Here is a 17,830-nt window from a genome sequence, read left to right as displayed (position 1 = left end):
TGATTACGTTGAGGGAGTGGTAAACAGATGCCAGTACATTTGAAGCGGATTTATGAAGAAGCGGAACAAGATGATGGCGTCCGGGTTTTGGTTGATCGGGTATGGCCAAGAGGCATGGCAAAAGACAAGGCACAACTCGACCATTGGCTCAAGGAAATCGGTCCGTCCAATGAATTACGCAAATGGTTCGGTCACGATCCCGATAAATACGATGAATTTAAGCAGAAGTATAAAGAAGAGCTTAAGGAAGGCGACCAGCAGGAAGAACTGCAGAAGCTGAAAAAATTGACCAAAGAACATGATAAAAAACTGACACTATTATTTTCGGCTAAAGACGAGGACCATAACCAGGCCAGAGTGCTGAAGGAAATCGTGGATAGGCAGTAGCGATAGGTGACCCTGCTGAATAGACGCAGGCGGGTTTACTCCAGACCACATTTCGTATTATAAATCACATTAAATAAGCTGGATCAACACCAAAATCTATGGTTGACAAACTAACCTGGATTATAATTTCCGCTGCGGAAAAACACTACGCTTTCCGCGGGCCCCGAGCTCAGCCTCCTCGGAAAAAATAAGTTCGCTTTTTTCCTGCGGGGTCTTCCCACTGCGCTTTCCCGCAGGAGTCTCCGTGTTTTTCCTCCGCTAGCTAGTCTTATTATCATATTTATTCATTAATATCAACCTTAGATTTTGGTGAAGAGCCCAAAAGCTTAGAGAAATTTTACCTCTAAGCTTTTTTCTTCAACTAATACCCTCATCGACTTCTCCAACTTTTATTAATTTTCTGAGACGCTATTAATTTCTTAATCCGCAGTAAAAAAGGATACAATGATAGTAGTCCAAAAGCAGATATAATAATCCGACACGATCTTCCAAACTTATTGCCTTTCCACATAAGAATAAATCCTGCCGGGAAAAATAAAATTAACATCAATACGGCAAACCAAGTTCTGTAATAATAGGGGTAGTTTTCTGGCATTGAATATCCTCCTTTTCATTGTGTTGTCTAAAACAAAACAATAAAACGTCTGTTTGTTTAAAAGTCTGGCCGATTCTTCAGGATCGGGTGTTGAACTTTATATATCGCTTTTTTATCTCTATTTTTTTTTCATTATGTTTTTTTCGTTTTTTTTCATATATCTTTATTGAAATATATGAAATTATGGAAGCAATCAACATAACAATTCCAATTACAAGAGTAAAATTTACTACAGAGAATATTGAGTAATCATTACTTTGATAATTAAGATAGGATACTATTGTTAACAGTGTAGCAAGTATTACATTTCCGATTAAATATCTTTTAAATGATTTTATAGAAGGCTTCACAATTTCCATCCTTTCAAATTATTTGACTTTTTATTATATTATGTCACCTTTTGCTTATAAGGTTAAAAGGCTAAAATACTAGGAGGCTAATTGTGAAAAGAAAGATTATCGTGTCAATCTTGACCGTAATGCTTATGTCTAGCACTTTGCTTGTTCCTGTTTCTTTTGCTTCTTCTAATGATAATGATGAAGAAAAACAAGAAGATTTTCAACCCCAAGCTACAATAATTAACGTAGGTAAACCAATTGCTGAAGCTGGTTCTCTTACAAATTATCAGCTTGGAGAAATGCTAGATCAGAGAAAAAAAGCAGTAGGTTGGTTTTCTATTATATCTGGATTAGCAGCTTTTATTAAACCTTTTGCTATACCTGGTGCTACAAGCTCCATAGCGGCAACATTGAGTGGTATGGGCGATAACAAGCTTGAAACAGCATATAACAATGGCCAAAATATATATTTTGCTATATTACACGCTAATGGTGAACCGACAGGAAGTTTAACTAAAGAAGCTGTTGTAATACCATCTAGTACTCCGATTCGGTTTATTTATCAACCATAAGAAAAAATAATTTGAATTTATTATAGACCTCCTATCATTTGGATAGTAGGTCTTTTTGGTTTTTGCAATTTTATTAGATCACTATTATTTAGTTAAATGGGCCGTTAGTTTAAGTATAAAGCTTTAAGGTCTTTGAATTACGTTTAATAATATTTTAACATAAAAATTCATAGAAATTAAAACAGTTACGTTTTTCACAATAATTCACATATGAAAAGGCGATAGATTCGCAAGTCAGAAATATTTATTTCTATGTCTGTGAAAACGCGTGTGTTTTACTATGCGAAATTTAAACGACATATTGATAAGCCCTGAAATAGCAATGAAATTATAGCGGGGATTTCTCACTGCGATATTGTTTGTGAAGGGCTCGTTTACACCTCTAAAGTAACGTTAGATTGGGAGCAGTCGGTTTTTTGGCTTGGTGCTGGAGAATGCTGGTGTTATTCTTGATGATAGAATAGATGATATTTTAAACGAGGTGATTGAATGACACAGCATCATTTTCATTTAAAAGCAGACTGGCCGGGTGGCAGGAACAGCAGTGGTACCATTGAAGCCGGGAATCTGCAGACAACAATTTCGATACCGCCGGAAATGGACGGGCCCGGTATGGGAACAAATCCGGATGAAATGTTACTGGGTGCAGCGGCAACGTGTTATCTGATAACACTCGCGGCCATGATAGAGCGGGCAGACCTTCCGCTGAAGGAGATGGCCCTTGACTCAGAAGGAATTGTCGATGTGACAAACGGTGTCTTCACGTATGAAAAAATCATTCATAAACCTTATGTAGCACTACAGGACAGTGCTGAAGAAAAAGACTACAAAAAGCTGCGAAAATTGGTTGAAAAAGCTGAATCAGACTGCATGATCTCTCGTGCTGTCAAAGGTAACGTAGCGATGGAATTACAAGCAGACATTCAATGAGCCTGGGAAGCGCCCTAGGCTTATTTTTGTACCGAGTGTCAAACACATTTTCAAAAAAAGTTGCCTCGCCGGATATCAAATGCTATAATCATATTAATAAATTAATACGAAGTAAATAATTAATATGTATATAAGCAAGATGAATAGGGAGAGGTGTTCGCATTGCAACAGTCCTGGAAGGCCATCATCGGGAAATGGAAGTTGCCGCTGTTTCTTTTAGCAGGGGTCGGCATCTCACGTCTTGGAAATTTTATCTACCTGATAGCGATAAATGTTTTGATACTCCAATTGACACATTCAGCGGCAGCAGTAGCAGGGCTATGGATTATGGGGCCACTGGCTTCACTTTTGACCAAGTTTTGGGCTGGGACTTTAATCGACCGCCTGAATCAAAAGAAAATCATGATGCTGACCGTTTTGATTAGAGCCTGTCTGATGGCACTCATCCCGCTAATGTCTTCCATTACGGCGATTTACGTCTGTTTATTTCTGCTCTCGGTGGCAAAGGCTTTTTTTGATCCGGCTTCCGTCACGTATATCACTAAACTAATTCCAAGGGAGGATCGGAAGGCGTATAACTCGTATGCCAGTCTGATTATGTCAGGTGCCTTTGTTGTCGGGCCGGCGATTGCTGGTGCACTGTTGGTGATGATTTCGGCAGGTGCTGTAATTTGGCTGACGGCTGTCTCATTTATCGTGTCTGCCGGGATTATGGTATTTCTGCCAAATTATACGGTGGAACGGACGTCTGCATTTCATTTTGAAACCTTTAAAAATGACTGGAAGACCGTGTATCAATTTAGCAAAAATGCCCCTTATATCATCATGATCGTTGGATTGGTTTATATGTTGATGGTTCTCTCCATTGGCATGGATGCGCAGGAGGTTGTGTTTATTCAATCGACGCTGGGGCTGTCTGAAAGTGACTACGGGCTGCTGGTCAGTATTACGGGAGTCGGCTCCATTGCAGGCGCTTTTATTTTATCAGCTCTGTCGAAAAAACTGTCATTACGATTTCTAATCGGTATGGGTTTCCTGTTTACAGCCATTGGATATCTGATCTATGCCTTTTCTTTTTCGTTCTGGTCGGTTGCTGTCGGCTTCATCATAATCGGTTTCTTTAATTCATTTTCCAATTCAGGGTTTATGACATTTTTCCAAAATAACGTCCCTGGGGATATGATCGGCAGGGTGTACGGTGTTTTCGGTACCGTCCAAAGTTTATTTCAGATTGTGTTTATTCTGTTAATCGGGTTCACGGGTGATGTAATTCCACTTAGATACACCATTATCAGCGCTTCACTCTTGACGTTTATCATCAGTCTTGTTTTGGTCGTGATGGTCATGAACTCGTCAAAAAAAACCTATTATATGGAAGCGTCCCGGCAGGTGAATGGTTAGGGTATCGGGAATAGTTATCCGTTACTCGGTTTCAGACGGGAATCCGGTGATATTAACGTGATACGTTTGAGCGGCATCTGTCTTGTGGTCGCGTGCTTTGATAAATGAAGCAAGTTCCGTCAGTTTTTCATTAACGGTACTCACATCCTCTTTTGTTAAGGAGGCCGTGATAAATTGCTGGGTCAGCGCATCCGAATTCAGGGTATCTTGATCCCGTTTTAACATCTCCTGGGTCCGCCTCAAGCCTTCGATAGCATTTTCCGTTCGTGTATTGCCGCTGAACGGGTTCTCATGCTTGTTAATCAGTGGCGAAACGTTCTCAAGTGAAATTTCCTTGGCAATCGGTTGGTAAAATTTTTGCACGATTCCATTCAAGACTTCCGTGCGTTCGATTTCAACCAGGCCAGCTTTTTCCAGAGCTGTCAGGTGATAACGCATTTTAGACGCGGGTAATTGCAGTTTGACGGACAGCATTTTTCCAGTTTGGGCGCCATGATCCAGCTCCCATAAAATTTGAACCCTCAACGGATCGCTTAATATTTTTAATTGCTCCAGATCCTTCACGTAATAAATGTCCTGCATGTGGAAACAGTTCCTTTCATATCATCCTACATATATCTTACCATTTGGTGAAAAAGTCGCAAAGAAAACGTGAAAAGATTAGTTGGTTGACACCATTTGCTGATGCCCTGTATATTATTAAAGTGAACTATTCTTATAGGAATTATATTATATGTGTAGGGAAAATCAAAGGTCGAACGGTTTCACCTTTTGTTCCCTTGCATAAGCTAAGAATGACTAACAAGAGGGGGAAATGGGTATGGAAACGGTCTATATTGTTTTAAACGTTGTTGTGCTGGCGGCGCTGGTCGGGCTTCTAATCCGTATGCAGCAAAAGCACTATTCATTTACAAAGCGTGTCTTTACCGGGCTTGGCCTTGGCATTGTACTTGGTGCGGCTTTGCAGGCAATCTACGGCACTGGTTCAGAGGTGATGACACAGACGAATGCATGGTATGATATTGTCGGCAGAGGATATATACAACTATTGATGATGATTGTTATACCACTTGTGATGGTATCCATCATTCAATCGATTATCAATCTGGAAAAATCATCCGATCTGGGAAAGATGTCCGGCTGGATTATCGGGTTACTGGTCTCGACCGCTATGGTGGCAGCGCTTGTCGGGATCGGTAGTGCAACGGTATTTAATTTGGATGCTAGTGAAATTGAAGTTGGACAGGAAGAGCAGGAACGCGGTTCAATGTTGGAAACGCAGCTTGGTGACGTAGAGGATATGACAACACCTGAGCAAATTCTAAGTTTCATTCCGTCTAATATATTTCAGGATATGACCCAGGATCGTCCAACATCGGTCATTGCAATTGTCATCTTTTCGATGGTCGTCGGGATTGCTGTTTTGGGACTGCGCCGGAAAAAACCTGATGAAGCAGCACTCTTTACGAAAGGTGTCAATGCCGTGTTTGCAGTGGTGATGCGGATTGTGACCTTGATTTTACGTCTGACACCATTTGGCATCATGGCATTGATGGCAACGACGGTCGCAACAACAGATATCGCAGGAATTCTGGAACTCGGTAAATTTGTGATTGCGTCGTATGCAGCTCTGATTGTCATGTTTATTATTCATCTCGTGTTGGTTGGCGTGTTTGGTTTGAATCCAATGATTTATTTGAAAAAAGTATTACCAGTATTAACATTTGCGTTTACATCACGCTCGAGCGCCGGTACAATACCGCTGAATATCCAGGCACAGAAAAACTCGCTGGGTGTTGACCAGGGGATTGCCAATATGTCGGCATCGTTTGGTGCAACGATCGGGCAAAATGGCTGTGCGGGTATCTATCCGGCGATGCTGGCTGTCATGATTGCACCGTCAGTTGGGATTAATCCGCTCACACCAGAATTTATCATTCAACTTGTGCTGATTGTTGGCATCAGTTCGTTTGGTGTCGCAGGTGTCGGCGGCGGTGCAACATTCGCTGCATTGATCGTGCTCTCATCAATGGGGCTGCCTGTCGCTCTGGCTGGACTACTGATTTCGATTGAAGCATTGATTGACATGGGGCGCACCGCGTTGAACGTCAACGATGCGATGCTTACAGGCACCCTGACAGCCCGAATTATGAAAAAACTTAACCTGAAAACGTATAACGATCAAACGGCCATTGAACATGAAACAGCCATTTAATGAGGTTGTGAGGAGCCGCTCCGAATCCGGGGCGGCTCCTCGTGTGTTTTGCGCCGAGTTTACGAGGGAGCAACTCGCTCGAAAATCGGAGCAACTCGCTCGAAACAAGAACGGCCCTTCAATCAGTTGATTTTCGGCACAGGCCGAAAATCCTCAACTTCGAATCATTGCCAATACGTCGTCCAGCACTTGCTGCTCACCAACCGTAAAATACGCAGCAAACGGGCACCCAACTGTTTTCACGCGCTCAACAACATGATCAATCCGGAACATGTCCGGGTGTAAACCTTCCCCAACTTCATCCCAAAACAATGGCGTGGCAACCGTGGCGTCTTCTCGCTTCCTGGGTGAATATGGAGCCACAATTGTCTTGCCTTCACCGTGCTGCAAATAATCGATGTAGAGCCGATCGCCACGCTTTTTTTTAAATCGTTCCGTCGTAAACAAATTCGGAAAGCCTTTTTCCAGCGTCCAGGCAATCGCTTGGGTGAACACACTGGTTTCCTCATAAGAGATGCTGTCAGACGGCAGGGGGATGTGAATCTGGATTCCTTTTCCGCCGGATGTTTTGACAAACGATACGAGCCGGAGATCATCCAATAGCTGCCTCAGCAATCCCGCTGCTTTCACCGCAAGCGAAAACCGCTCCCGATCAGGCGGATCAAGATCAAAGACAATTTCACGTGGCATGCTACTCTCCCTTGTTTGAAACGGAATATGGTATTCCAATGCCCCGTGATTGGCGAACCACATCAGCGAGTCCAAATTATTGCAGACAAAACGCACCTCATCACCGCGCTTGATACTCTTAATAAAATCCGGGGCGTAATCCGGGAGATGTTTCTGGAAAAATGATTCCCCCTCCACACCGTCCGGACAACGGATAATTGTGAGTAATCGCTCATTTAAAAACGGTAGCATATACGGTGCTATTTCTCGCATATATACCAACAGATCACCTTTTGTCTGTCTATACGATGGCCAAAACAGTTTATCCGTATTCGATGCGTCAACAGTTTTAGGCAGCATAGCGAGATCCAGCTGCACTTTTTCCCATGTACAGTCGCTCGGGGTCTTAGCCGGAAGCAACTGCCTGAATTCCGGCTCCCGTAGTTCACCACTGAGAAGATCCAATGTATGTATCTCCGCACAAACCGCTGGCGGAAGACGATAGCCCCCGTTTTCTTCCGTACCCCTGGACAGAAATAAATCCCGTAATGCTTTAAACGAGTCCTCCTCAAGCCCATGTTTGCATTTGCCAATTTCCGTCACCTCATCCCCACGGTACACACAAACAAGGAAATAATCATTTTTCGGATCGTAAAAGGTCAGAAACCCCTCGATCGTCCGCCAGTTTTTCAACTTAAACCAGTCGTGATGCTTTTTGCCGGGAGCATATCTGCTGTCCTTGCGCTTAGCGACCATCCCTTCTGCCTTATAGTCAAAAATAACCTGCCATAGCGAATCCGCATCATCCACACATTCGACATAATGGAGGAGCTCCCCCAGTTGATCGCCATGATCAAAGATACGCTCAAGCTTCTTTTTTCGTCGCTCAAACGTTTCTTTAATAAGTTCAGTGCCCTCGAACATGAGCAAATCAAATGCCATAAAACTGGCTGGACGGGCTGTTGCCGTTTCCGAAATAAGCTCGTGCTTCTTCAGGCGGCCTCGCTTCTGAAGCAGCGAAAAGTTTGCCTGATAGGCGTTGTTCAGCAAAACCAGTTCACCATCGACTTTAAGCGGCAAGTAATCCTTAACTCGAGACTGCTGTGCCATACACGCTTCAACAATCTCGGGAAAATTCTCGCTTAAATCTGTCCCGCTCTTGCTGATCAACCGGACCAAATCCGCCTGCCAATCCAGCACACAGCGGAAGCCATCATATTTCACCTCGTAAGCCCACCCCGCTTCACTAGGGATATCGCTTCTGGCAATCGGCTTCATTAATTTCACGTCAACCACCTCTCTCTTTAAAGTGCCCCATCATTAAGGATAAATTCATGCGTCAAAAGCCAAACTATACGAAAAAAGGAGGCTTTTTTAATGCATACGATGTGGAAAGGAACAATCAGCTTCGGACTAGTCAACATTCCGGTGAAGATGCATGCAGCAACGGAAAACAAGGACGTCAAATTAAGGAATCTCCACAAAGAGTGCCGAACGCCGGTTAAATATCAGAGAGTATGCCCGAACTGTGACAGGGAAGTGGAAAATGATGAAATCGTCAAAGCGTACGAATATACCAAAAATAAATTTGTGGTGCTCGATGATGAAGAACTGGAAAATTTAAAGAAGGAACAGGCGGATAAGGCAGTTGAAATTATGGATTTTGTCAATTTGGACGAGATTGATCCCATTTATTTTGAGAAAAGCTATTATCTTTCACCAAATGAAGGCGGGGCGAAGTCATATGGACTGCTACGCTCGGCTCTCGAGGATACCGGGAAAATCGGGATTGCTAAAATGATGATTCGGTCAAAAGAGCAGCTCGCCGTCATCCGGATTTATCAGAATACACTTGTGGTGGAAACCATTCATTACCCGGATGAAGTGCGGGACGTCAAAGATGTACCAAACGTTCCAGAAGAAAACAATACAGAGGAAAAAGAACTGGAAACGGCGAAAATGCTAGTCGATCAGCTATCAGCCGAATTTGATCCCGAAAAGTATCAGGATGAATACCGGACAGCCTTGATGGAACTGATCGAGGCGAAGAAAAATGGTGATGAGGTGACAACAGCAGAGGAAACACCAAAGCCAGATAATGTCACCAACCTGATGGATGCACTCCAGGAATCCCTTAATCGCGCCCAAAAAGACAAGAAACCGAAAACCAAACGAAAAACCACCACAGCCCCCAAAGAGAAGAAGAAAGTGGCAAAATAATGTCAGTGATTGCATTCCATTTACGTTCCTATAACAATCCCATAAAAATGATATGTACCCGACGTACTTTTGATTAAGAGAGGGTATAATGGTGTATGAGACGTCAGTACTTTAAACGTAAAGGGATGAAAAGATGGAACGCAATGCTTATTTTGATAATGCCAAATTGATGTTGATATTCCTTGTCGTGTTTGGTCACGTTATCCAGCCCTTTGTGGACGGATCTTCGGGCGTAAATACTCTATATCTCTGGATTTACACATTCCACATGCCGGCATTTATCTTTCTGTCCGGTTTCTTTGCAAAGGGATCAGGGAATATGAAATATATAACAAAATTAGCCAAAAAATTATTTGTACCTTACTTGATTTTTCAAGTTATCTATACCGGTTATTATTTTTTGATCGGTAAAGACGGCTGGCAACTGGAAATGTTCTACCCGCACTGGGCATTATGGTTTCTATTCAGCTTATTCAGCTGGCACTTACTGTTGATCCTGTTTAAAAAAATGTCACCCGCGATGGGGATATCCATTTCAATTGGAATCGGCTTGATTGTCGGCTACTTCGGTGAGGTCGGCCATGCATTCAGTCTGTCGCGCACTTTTGTCTTTTTCCCATTTTTCCTGATGGGATACTGGATGACACAACAACAGGTCATGTGGCTGAAACGCATCCAGCTGCGGGTAGCTGCCCTGGTTGTAATGGTTGGCGTAGGGATAGCGATTTACGTTGCACCAGAATTTAACACAGGCTGGCTGCTGGCATCGAAATCATACAGCACGCTGGGGTTGCCTGAGTATGGCATCATTGCCAGGCTACTGGTTTATGTCACATCTGCGCTCATGGCTGCCAGTATATTGGCCTGGATGCCCGAGAAGCGCAGCAGGCTAACCGTTTTAGGAACCAGGACACTTTATGTGTATCTATTACATGGATTTTTCATCCAATTTTTCCGGCAGGCCGATTTGTTCGCCGTCAACCATGTGATCGATCTAGTAGGTCTTGCGGTTATGTCAGCATTAATCGTGTTAGCCCTGTCCAGCAGACCGATTCAGGGAATCTGGCAGCCGCTCATTGAAGGCAGAACGACCATTTTGAAAAGCAAATTCAGGCAGCGTCCCAACCGGAAACACGCGAACGCATAACGATCAGATTTAAAGGGGAAGGTGAAACCAATGAAAGTATGTGTATTTGGGGCAAGCGGCTATTTAGGTGCATCGGTTTATCAATTATTGAAGGAAACAGCGGGTACAGACGTTGTCGGCACCTACCTGAAAGACCCGGCCGTGTTCGATGATTTGTATAAATTGGATATTAACCAGCCAGAGTCTTTTTCCGAATTCTATAAAGAGACCCAACCGGATGTCGTCGTCTGGTCCGTTATGAGCGGGCCTTACGAGGACAACCTGATTCAGGAAGGTTTGAGACATTTAAACACCCACGTCACGCCGGAAACCAAACTGGTATATGTGTCATCAGATTTTGTATTTGCAGATGGCAACGGACCATATAATGAAGATGACTCGATGTCCAAACTGCCCGATGATCATAAATTAAGCACTTATGCCAATGCGAAAGTGAAAGCAGAACACTTCATCACACAGGATTTGACCAATTATGTCATATTACGTGCTGGCCCGATCTACGGGGAAAATATGGTTGGGAAAATGGACGACCGAACCGATCAGCTCGTCTATCAATTGCGGCTGGGACATACGGTGGCTTACCGCGATGACCTGATTCGCACTTTTGTACATGTCGGGGATATGGCTAAGGCGATAACAGAATTTGTCCAAAATGCCAGAACAGGCGTCTATCATGCCGGCCCGGACAGAAGCATGAGTTTCTATGAATTTATGCAGCAGGCGGCTGAACAGTACGGGTTTCATCAGGAATTGGTTGAAAAAGGGTCTGAGCATGAAGAGGCGGATGAGGAAGTTCCGAAAAATATCGCGTTAAATACGGAAGGCATCAAACATGTGGTGAAACAGGATTTCCGTTCATAACGTTTGAAAGATACTCCTCCCTTAAATACTGCATTCAGTGGGCCCCCTCACTGAATGCAGGAATAAAAGGTAAGAACAATATCCACTTATAAATACGGTTTCCACTTTTGATTCTAAAATATCATATGGGCAAATAACGTAATGATCGGCAATGTGATGATCGTCCGGAGCAGAAATATGACAAACAGATCTTTCAGCGAAACCGGAACTTTGGATCCGAGCAGCAGCCCGCCAACCTCTGACATGTAAATCAGTTGGGTAACGGACAATGCAGCAATAATAAACCGGGTGATCTCTGCTTCGATTGAGGCCCCGATAACCGCCGGCAGAAACATATCCGCAAACCCGATTAAAATCGTTTCGGATGCTTCCTCTGCAAATGGAACCTGCATCACTTCCAGAAGCGGGATAAACGGCAGGCCGAGCCATCCGAACACTGGTGTATACTCGGCAATGACCAGTGCTACCAATCCGAATGCCATGACAATCGGTGCAACGCCCATCCACATGTCGAGAATGTTTTGCCCGCCTTCTTTAAAAAACTTATAAACACTTGTTTCTTTTCCGGCCCTGTCCAGTGCTTTTTTGTAACCAAATGTAAAAACGTTGTACCCGTCAGGTATGGCCTCGTTCGTTCCGTCGGCTGAATCGGAAACGTATGTGTCAGCTTTCCGTGATAGTGGTGGAATTCGCGGCATGATCAGTGCTGCGATAAATCCGGCAACGATAACAGTCAAATAGAAAGGTGCAAACATATGGCCAAGACCAACTTCACTCACGACAACGAGCGTAAACGTAATCGAAACAACCGAGAACGTTGTACCGATGACCGCCGCCTCACGCTTGGTGTAATAGCCATCCTCATACTGTTTACTCGTCAGAAGAACCCCAATCGTACCATCGCCAATCCATGAGGCAAGTGAATCAATCGATGACCGCCCGGGAAGTTTAAACAGTGGACGCATAATTTTTGTCATCAGGGTGCCGAACAATTCGAGTAAGCCGAAATTCATCAGCAAAGGCAAAAACAGTCCGGCAAATAAAAAGACCGCAAACAGGACGTGCAGCAAGTCCCCCAAAAGCGTCTGGCCTGTATCCGCACCGTGAATGGCTTCAGGACCCAGCTGGAAAAACACCATGACAGCAAAAACAGCTGCTGCCACACGGGTGATCGTCCAAAAGGTGCTTTTGTAAAACAACTCATGAAAGAAAGGTGTTTTCTGAAAAGCGTTCGACCCCTTTATTTTGGCAATAACCGTCATAATCGCTGTTAGGACAATGATGATCATCATGATGGCAGAAAGCTGTCCGGCCAATGCACTTTGTACCCAACCGGCAAAAACAGCGATCGGAATGGTCATCCCGTCCCCCGTGCTGACAGGTGTCATAAACAGGAACACCCCGATCAATGATGGGATAATGAACTTTAAATGATGACTAATTCCATATGCACTTTTCTCCATCTTCTCCCCCCTCACAAACTTGTCTTTTCCTCATTATATAGGAAGCAGTGTGTGCTGACCAGATGGAATTTTAAGGGTTTGATCTATTCATATTTAAAAAGGGGCACGAATATAACATATAGTGCCTAATCATGTTTAAAGCAAACGGATAGCGGGAAAACATTTATAAGAAGTTTAGCTATTATATTGTAGCGGTTCGTCTCCAGCTTGCTTTTGCCGACGTTTACCGTTATGGTGAAATAAATGAAAAGGAGTGCTGATCATGAGTGATTTTTTGAAAAAAGGATTTCTTCTGGGGCTTGGCGCAGCAGTTACTGGGAAAGAAAAATTGGATAAAAAGCTGAAGGATATGGTTGAAAAAAATGAACTGACACAGGAACAGGCGCGAACGGTCATGCGTAATTTTGTGGATAAAGGTGAAATGAAGACGGATGAATGGAACACCAAACAATATGAACAGACCCAGCAGATGGCCAAGGACCTCGGTCTTGCAACAAAAGAAGATATAAATGAACTGCGTGCCCGGATTTCAGATTTAGAAAGTCAATTGGATGAACAAAGGCGCCAGGAATCGTAAAAAAATGTAGAGTTTTGTCGTTTGTCTGTATATTTTGTATATTTGAATTTTAGTATTGATTCTCTTGAGATTTAGAAGTACAATAAACATTAGAATCATAGCTGTGTACTTCGCTTAGGAGGATAGTAGCGTTATGAAGAGCTTTTTGCAGATGAGAAAAAGTACGGAAGAACAGCTTGACAGAAAACTTCAGGTAAAAGAACTTGCTTTTTTGCAATGGGTTTATACGCGCTATACACAAGAACAGCAGCAGCGGGTGAACATCAGTCAATAAGATGGGGAATGCCGAAAGTCTTGGATGAGCCAAGGCTTTTTGTATGGCTGAAAAAAGGTACATGTGATACTCTTTTATGACAGGCACGTTTGGGAGATTCCAAGAGCCAGTGATGGTGTATGAAAACGTGACAAAGGAGAGGTCATGATGGCAGTCGCGACAGATACGATTTTGAAAAAAATGAAGCAGGAGTTAGCGGAGGCGCATCAAAAGTCCGCGGATGTTGCTGCGATGACTAAACATGTGGCCAATATCAGGCTTCTCTGTGAGCTATTATTGGAAGAAGAGCCTTCCCCGGATGCTGAACACGCCATGACAGCTCGTGAGATGAAGGCGATGATGGGAAATGAAGTCGCTGAACGGCAGTCGAAGCAGGCGCATGATCCGATTGACCATGACGAAGCAAACGGAAAGTCGCTATTCGATTTTTAACAGTTGAAGAGTGAGAGGTGTTATAGCTATGAAATTATTTTTGATGCTGGGAGCCATTAATGGTTTCCTGGCAGTTGCCTTGGGTGCATTCGGGGCACACGGGCTTGAAGGGAAGTTATCTGAAAAGGCACTCGGTACATGGGATAAAGCGGTCAATTATCAAATGTTCCACACGATGGCATTGTTGGTGACGGGATTACTGATGGCGAAATGGCAAAGCGGCGGGATGGTCTGGGCCGGCTGGCTGTTTTTTATTGGTATTGTTTTGTTTTCCGGCAGTCTGTATATTTATTCAGTCAGCGGCGTCAAGACGTTTGCAATGATTACACCGTTTGGCGGGGTTGCCTTTTTAATCGGCTGGGTATTGTTAGGATACGCTGTGATTAAATATTTGTGATGCGTACAGTAGTGGTCTGGAAGGAAGCTATCGGGTTTGAACGTCCTTTCATATGGAGAAAAAAAGGACCGTCACGATAAGTATCAACATTCCGGCTTTAACAAACTGTTTGAAGCCATCAACAGCATGATTGGTATTGATGTGAAGAAAACCCTCACAGAACATGCTGAAGGCCAGCAAATACACACAAAACAACATGATGAGCAGATACCCCTGCACAATAGCGATCATCCCAATTACAACAGCCAGTGCAAGTGTTAGCAATTCTATGCGGATGTATTTTTCATAAGGGTTTCGCATCCCAATTGCCCCTTGTGTGTGTCATAACAAATCCAAGCGCCCGATGAATGTCGGGCGCTTTATGTTCGTGAAGAAAGGCGGCTTCCATGCATGTATTGGTTTATCCTGCTTTTACCTTGGCGGATATTGCGCCATTTGCGCGTCATTACCGTATGGATATTGATAGTTCAGTTCTTCATCAAAGGTGATATAATCCAGATAAATCATCAGAAGCAGATATCGTTTGCCTGATTGTGGATCACGAAGAATGATATGATCCCGGCCGGCTGCCTCAATAACCCCTCGGAATACTTTGGCATTCCATTCCGCATTGTTTTCAAATGTCATATAAACCGTCGCCTGTTTTCCCTCATTTAATCGTAAAATATTCTCAATGTAAGATTGTTCCTCGGGCAACATCCCCTGGCCAGCTTGCTGCTGCGGCGGCTGGTTCTGCATATCCTGTCGGGGGTCGTAAACGGGATAGTACGCCGGTGATGACTGCGGATAATAGAAGTAGGGATATGCCTGATAGTAGCTGCCGTACGGATAGTTGCCATTGTGATCTTGCTCACTCATGAAAAAACCTCCTGTAACAGATTAATAGACTCTTGGGCATTCAGCCTCAATTGGTGTATAAAGCGATGTGACTTATATCTGCTGGTATTCCATTGCCCAAACCATAGTGCCGGGCAGCTTCCCTGGGCTCGGAAAAACCACAATGAATGGGTGGCCGGTGGAATCGTTCACCATTAATGACTCTTTGTGCAGGCTGTGTATCTTGCTCCTGTATGCATTGGTGAAAACACCCTTTTTGTGTTGTGTTGCCTCAGATCAGCCCGGGCTCAGGAACACCATGTCATTGAGATTATTGATAGTTGTAAAATCGAGACAATCGGTACGGACACGGTTCACACCGGTATTGCCGACCATCAGCATAGCGAGCCGGCCATCACCTTCAGCACGCATGAATCGTGCCAGCAATTTGACACCTTTTCGGTGGCTGGGATGACTGCCATACGAAATACCTCGTGTCTGTTAAGTTCATACTCAAGCTGTTTGGTCTTCTGGATATATATATGAAAGGGGAATGGAAATGATGACAGGAGCGGAGAAAAAATTTATAAATGGTGCTTGGTGTTTCAGATGAAGTGAATTGCCGATCTATTTATCCCGCCTTAACGGACAGACCGACTGAATGGTTCTGATGCAAACAAAATTCAAACGAATCCTGTAACTTTTTTATGGCTGATACGTGTTATGTGCAGAGGGGGGGAAGTAACAGCGTGACAAATAATTTAGACGACATTTATAAAATGTATTTTCATGATATATATCGCTTTCTTCTTTCCCTGTGTCACAACCATCATACAGCAGAGGATTTGGTACAGGAAACCTTCTTTCGCGCCCACCTCAATATTGAAAACTACGAAGCGACAAACATAAAAACATGGCTTTTTACTGTCGCACATAATGCTTTCATTGATCATTACCGAAAGCATAAGCGGACGGCTGTCAAAGAACAAAGTTTCTTCTCAACTCTGTTTGACAGAAAGAAAGCAACAGAAGAAACGGTTGTCATTCATGATGAGATACGGGGAATTATTGAGATGCTGAAAGATTTACCCGAGAAATATCAATATGCTGTACTCTTACATGATTTTCACGGATTGTCCTATCGTGAAGCAGCTCTTGTCATGAATGTTAGGCAACCTTATTTTAAAGTGCTGCTGTTCCGTGGCAGACAGCGAATCAGAAATAGAAAGGCGGGAGAAAAGTGAACGATGAGTTTAACCGAAAACTGGAAGCTTATGAAAAAGGAGAGCTTACTGACCAGGAATTAGAAGCGTTTGAAAAAGAATTGGAAAAACTGGAAAGTTACCAGGAAACGTTGGAAAATAAGCCGGATGAGCAACCAGAATCTGCTATAAGTAACAAAAAGCAGCGAAGAATTGTCCGAAAAGGCAAATGGAAAGCACGATTTCAAACAGCGCTTACTGCCTTAGGGATATTTATGCTAATTATAATTTTGTCTTCTGTGTTAACCGCGGTATATTATTCGTGGGGCAATCCAGATCGAGTGGATGAACTCAGAGAGGTAATTGATCACACGCTGACTGTTACAGATCCTTATGGTTATCTCGGAGGAACAAGCACAATTACGAAACCCTATTTTGGTTTAGAAGCAACAAGAGATATTAAAAAACAAATCGGAAATGAAACCATAAAAGTTGGTGACTTAGAAGTGAATTTTCTTTTCTCCTCTATGACTTTTCCGGAACGATCATACATGGGAAACAAATCACAAAACCAATCCGCCTTTTTTTTCCACCCCGAATCTGACGAAAGCTTTAACTCAGATTGGGATCAATTAGAAAAACTCCCGGAAGGAACGGTCGTTTCCGCCTATGTATCATTTGATGAATTATTGGAATCAAAGGACGTAGAACAACTATTTTCAGGTAAGCAGATGAATCTTTTATGGCTTGCTGTTGATACCGGCATGGAATCATCCGGGAATAACGACGTCATTTCTAATCCCATCGGTTTTCCGAGTCACCCAATATGGCATGAAGATGACATGATTACACAATCACACGAAGAGGAAGAGGGATTGTTTGGTAGCACAACGGTTTCGGAAAGTGCTTCATCACCAGCATACACTGAAGGAGATCAGAATATGCTTCATGACCAGTTTATGAAAACATTACGTTTTCTGCAAGACCATGAGAAAAAAGCGAATCAACTAACCTTTGGAGACTTGCGGCTTGAAGAAAGCATTAACTTTCTCAAAAGTAACGGTATACAGCACTACGGAGCCGTTATCACCGGGCCCACAAAAGAAATATTGAAACTGCAAAACGAACAGTTGATTAAAGAGTTGAAAGTGGACGAAGTTGAGTTCTGGAATTGGGATTAAACGATTTGAGACTGGAAAAATAGAGTTTCGCGCGAAGGTGTCCCAAAATCGCGCGGCACAGGCTGGATATCGCGCAAGGATGTTATAAAATCGCGCGGCATTCTTTGAATATCGCGCGATAACCCTCTTATTTCGCGCGACTCTACTGCAAGC

The 17,830-nt window shown here is 43.4% G+C and carries 19 protein-coding genes and 1 pseudogene; 14 read left to right on the top strand and 6 right to left on the bottom strand.

The features are described 5' to 3' along the window. The first annotated feature begins 27 nt into the window (after positions 1–27). The 4 genes from E4U82_RS07080 (at position 28) to E4U82_RS07065 (ending at position 4,223) form a co-directional block, all read left to right on the top strand. A complete protein-coding gene (locus E4U82_RS07080) occupies positions 28–387 on the top strand; it encodes a DUF488 domain-containing protein (protein WP_135109504.1) in 360 nt (119 codons plus the stop codon). A 1,037-nt stretch (positions 388–1,424) separates the two neighbouring features. Further along, positions 1,425–1,892 carry a hypothetical protein gene (locus E4U82_RS07075; protein WP_135109503.1) on the top strand — a complete coding sequence of 156 codons (468 nt, stop codon included), beginning with the start codon at positions 1,425–1,427 and terminating at the stop codon, positions 1,890–1,892. 489 nt (positions 1,893–2,381) lie between these two features. After that, complete coding sequence (locus tag E4U82_RS07070; protein ID WP_135109502.1) at positions 2,382–2,822, top strand: OsmC family protein; 441 nt, start codon at positions 2,382–2,384, stop codon at positions 2,820–2,822. A 162-nt stretch (positions 2,823–2,984) separates the two neighbouring features. Beyond that, entirely contained in the window at positions 2,985–4,223 is a 1,239-nt protein-coding gene (locus E4U82_RS07065; RefSeq protein WP_245183531.1) for an MFS transporter, read from the top strand. Positions 4,224–4,244: 21 nt separating this feature from the next. Here E4U82_RS07065 and E4U82_RS07060 read toward each other — a convergent pair whose 3' ends face one another. After that, a complete protein-coding gene (locus E4U82_RS07060) occupies positions 4,245–4,805 on the bottom strand; it encodes a winged helix-turn-helix domain-containing protein (protein WP_135109501.1) in 561 nt (186 codons plus the stop codon). A gap of 238 nt (positions 4,806–5,043) precedes the next feature. On the opposite strand from E4U82_RS07060, the gene E4U82_RS07055 reads away from it, so the two are divergent. Next, the gene (locus E4U82_RS07055) at positions 5,044–6,438 is read left to right on the top strand and encodes an L-cystine transporter (RefSeq protein ID WP_135109500.1); all 1,395 of its coding nucleotides are present in this window, start codon (positions 5,044–5,046) and stop codon (positions 6,436–6,438) included. Positions 6,439–6,591: 153 nt separating this feature from the next. Here the strand turns inward: E4U82_RS07055 and E4U82_RS07050 are convergent, their stop codons facing one another. Then, positions 6,592–8,385 carry a DNA ligase D gene (locus tag E4U82_RS07050; protein WP_342447724.1) on the bottom strand — a complete coding sequence of 598 codons (1,794 nt, stop codon included), beginning with the start codon at positions 8,383–8,385 and terminating at the stop codon, positions 6,592–6,594. A gap of 99 nt (positions 8,386–8,484) precedes the next feature. On the opposite strand from E4U82_RS07050, the gene ku reads away from it, so the two are divergent. The 3 genes from ku (at position 8,485) to E4U82_RS07035 (ending at position 11,335) form a co-directional block, all read left to right on the top strand. Then, positions 8,485–9,327, top strand: a complete 843-nt coding sequence (gene ku / locus E4U82_RS07045) for a non-homologous end joining protein Ku (protein ID WP_135109498.1) — start codon at positions 8,485–8,487, stop codon at positions 9,325–9,327. Positions 9,328–9,460: 133 nt separating this feature from the next. Further along, complete coding sequence (locus tag E4U82_RS07040; protein ID WP_135109497.1) at positions 9,461–10,474, top strand: acyltransferase family protein; 1,014 nt, start codon at positions 9,461–9,463, stop codon at positions 10,472–10,474. 30 nt (positions 10,475–10,504) lie between these two features. After that, the gene (locus tag E4U82_RS07035; RefSeq protein ID WP_135109496.1) at positions 10,505–11,335 is read left to right on the top strand and encodes a sugar nucleotide-binding protein; all 831 of its coding nucleotides are present in this window, start codon (positions 10,505–10,507) and stop codon (positions 11,333–11,335) included. Between the two features lie 113 nt (positions 11,336–11,448). Here E4U82_RS07035 and E4U82_RS07030 read toward each other — a convergent pair whose 3' ends face one another. Further along, positions 11,449–12,798, bottom strand: coding sequence for a YjiH family protein (locus E4U82_RS07030; protein ID WP_135109495.1), 1,350 nt, complete (start codon positions 12,796–12,798; stop codon positions 11,449–11,451). 262 nt (positions 12,799–13,060) lie between these two features. On the opposite strand from E4U82_RS07030, the gene E4U82_RS07025 reads away from it, so the two are divergent. The 4 genes from E4U82_RS07025 (at position 13,061) to E4U82_RS07015 (ending at position 14,478) form a co-directional block, all read left to right on the top strand. After that, entirely contained in the window at positions 13,061–13,375 is a 315-nt protein-coding gene (locus E4U82_RS07025; protein WP_135109494.1) for a phasin family protein, read from the top strand. Between the two features lie 133 nt (positions 13,376–13,508). Next, the gene (locus E4U82_RS19825) at positions 13,509–13,649 is read left to right on the top strand and encodes a hypothetical protein (RefSeq protein WP_167751352.1); all 141 of its coding nucleotides are present in this window, start codon (positions 13,509–13,511) and stop codon (positions 13,647–13,649) included. Positions 13,650–13,796: 147 nt separating this feature from the next. Continuing rightward, a complete protein-coding gene (locus E4U82_RS07020) occupies positions 13,797–14,081 on the top strand; it encodes a DUF5327 family protein (RefSeq protein ID WP_135109493.1) in 285 nt (94 codons plus the stop codon). Between the two features lie 28 nt (positions 14,082–14,109). Next, complete coding sequence (locus E4U82_RS07015) at positions 14,110–14,478, top strand: DUF423 domain-containing protein (protein ID WP_135109492.1); 369 nt, start codon at positions 14,110–14,112, stop codon at positions 14,476–14,478. A gap of 48 nt (positions 14,479–14,526) precedes the next feature. On the opposite strand, the gene E4U82_RS07010 is transcribed toward E4U82_RS07015, so the two are convergent. From E4U82_RS07010 to E4U82_RS07000, 3 genes and pseudogenes are all read right to left on the bottom strand, one after another. Then, positions 14,527–14,778 carry a hypothetical protein gene (locus tag E4U82_RS07010; RefSeq protein WP_135109491.1) on the bottom strand — a complete coding sequence of 84 codons (252 nt, stop codon included), beginning with the start codon at positions 14,776–14,778 and terminating at the stop codon, positions 14,527–14,529. 111 nt (positions 14,779–14,889) lie between these two features. Beyond that, entirely contained in the window at positions 14,890–15,336 is a 447-nt protein-coding gene (gene gerQ / locus E4U82_RS07005; RefSeq protein WP_135109490.1) for a spore coat protein GerQ, read from the bottom strand. A gap of 21 nt (positions 15,337–15,357) precedes the next feature. Continuing rightward, positions 15,358–15,776 (bottom strand): annotated as a pseudogene (locus E4U82_RS07000) (cell wall hydrolase). Positions 15,777–16,043: 267 nt separating this feature from the next. Between E4U82_RS07000 and E4U82_RS06995 the strand changes: the two are divergent. Further along, entirely contained in the window at positions 16,044–16,538 is a 495-nt protein-coding gene (locus tag E4U82_RS06995) for a sigma-70 family RNA polymerase sigma factor (protein WP_135109489.1), read from the top strand. Next, positions 16,535–17,677 carry an anti-sigma factor gene (locus tag E4U82_RS06990; protein WP_135109488.1) on the top strand — a complete coding sequence of 381 codons (1,143 nt, stop codon included), beginning with the start codon at positions 16,535–16,537 and terminating at the stop codon, positions 17,675–17,677. Before E4U82_RS06995 ends, E4U82_RS06990 begins: the two co-directional genes overlap by 4 nt. The last annotated feature ends 153 nt before the right edge of the window (positions 17,678–17,830 follow it).

Origin of the sequence: Lentibacillus salicampi, from assembly GCF_004565465.1 — a bacterium.
In the GTDB taxonomy this organism is placed as follows: domain Bacteria; phylum Bacillota; class Bacilli; order Bacillales; family Amphibacillaceae; genus Lentibacillus; species Lentibacillus salicampi.
Note: the sequence above shows the minus strand (reverse complement) of the source record. Positions and strands in the feature narration are given on the sequence as shown.

Excerpts from the sequence above, each read along its gene's own strand:
- E4U82_RS07040 (WP_135109497.1), top strand. The coding sequence starts at position 9,461 with ATGGAACGCAATGCTTATTTTGATAATGCCAAATTGATGTTGATATTC.
- E4U82_RS19825 (WP_167751352.1), top strand. The coding sequence starts at position 13,509 with ATGAAGAGCTTTTTGCAGATGAGAAAAAGTACGGAAGAACAGCTTGAC.
- ku (WP_135109498.1), top strand. The coding sequence starts at position 8,485 with ATGCATACGATGTGGAAAGGAACAATCAGCTTCGGACTAGTCAACATT.
- E4U82_RS07060 (WP_135109501.1), bottom strand. The coding sequence starts at position 4,805 with ATGCAGGACATTTATTACGTGAAGGATCTGGAGCAATTAAAAATATTA.
- E4U82_RS07080 (WP_135109504.1), top strand. The coding sequence starts at position 28 with ATGCCAGTACATTTGAAGCGGATTTATGAAGAAGCGGAACAAGATGAT.
- E4U82_RS07070 (WP_135109502.1), top strand. The coding sequence starts at position 2,382 with ATGACACAGCATCATTTTCATTTAAAAGCAGACTGGCCGGGTGGCAGG.
- E4U82_RS07050 (WP_342447724.1), bottom strand. The coding sequence starts at position 8,385 with ATGAAGCCGATTGCCAGAAGCGATATCCCTAGTGAAGCGGGGTGGGCT.
- E4U82_RS07015 (WP_135109492.1), top strand. The coding sequence starts at position 14,110 with ATGAAATTATTTTTGATGCTGGGAGCCATTAATGGTTTCCTGGCAGTT.
- E4U82_RS07025 (WP_135109494.1), top strand. The coding sequence starts at position 13,061 with ATGAGTGATTTTTTGAAAAAAGGATTTCTTCTGGGGCTTGGCGCAGCA.
- E4U82_RS07035 (WP_135109496.1), top strand. The coding sequence starts at position 10,505 with ATGAAAGTATGTGTATTTGGGGCAAGCGGCTATTTAGGTGCATCGGTT.
- E4U82_RS07055 (WP_135109500.1), top strand. The coding sequence starts at position 5,044 with ATGGAAACGGTCTATATTGTTTTAAACGTTGTTGTGCTGGCGGCGCTG.
- E4U82_RS07010 (WP_135109491.1), bottom strand. The coding sequence starts at position 14,778 with ATGCGAAACCCTTATGAAAAATACATCCGCATAGAATTGCTAACACTT.
- E4U82_RS07020 (WP_135109493.1), top strand. The coding sequence starts at position 13,797 with ATGGCAGTCGCGACAGATACGATTTTGAAAAAAATGAAGCAGGAGTTA.
- gerQ (WP_135109490.1), bottom strand. The coding sequence starts at position 15,336 with ATGAGTGAGCAAGATCACAATGGCAACTATCCGTACGGCAGCTACTAT.
- E4U82_RS07030 (WP_135109495.1), bottom strand. The coding sequence starts at position 12,798 with ATGGAGAAAAGTGCATATGGAATTAGTCATCATTTAAAGTTCATTATC.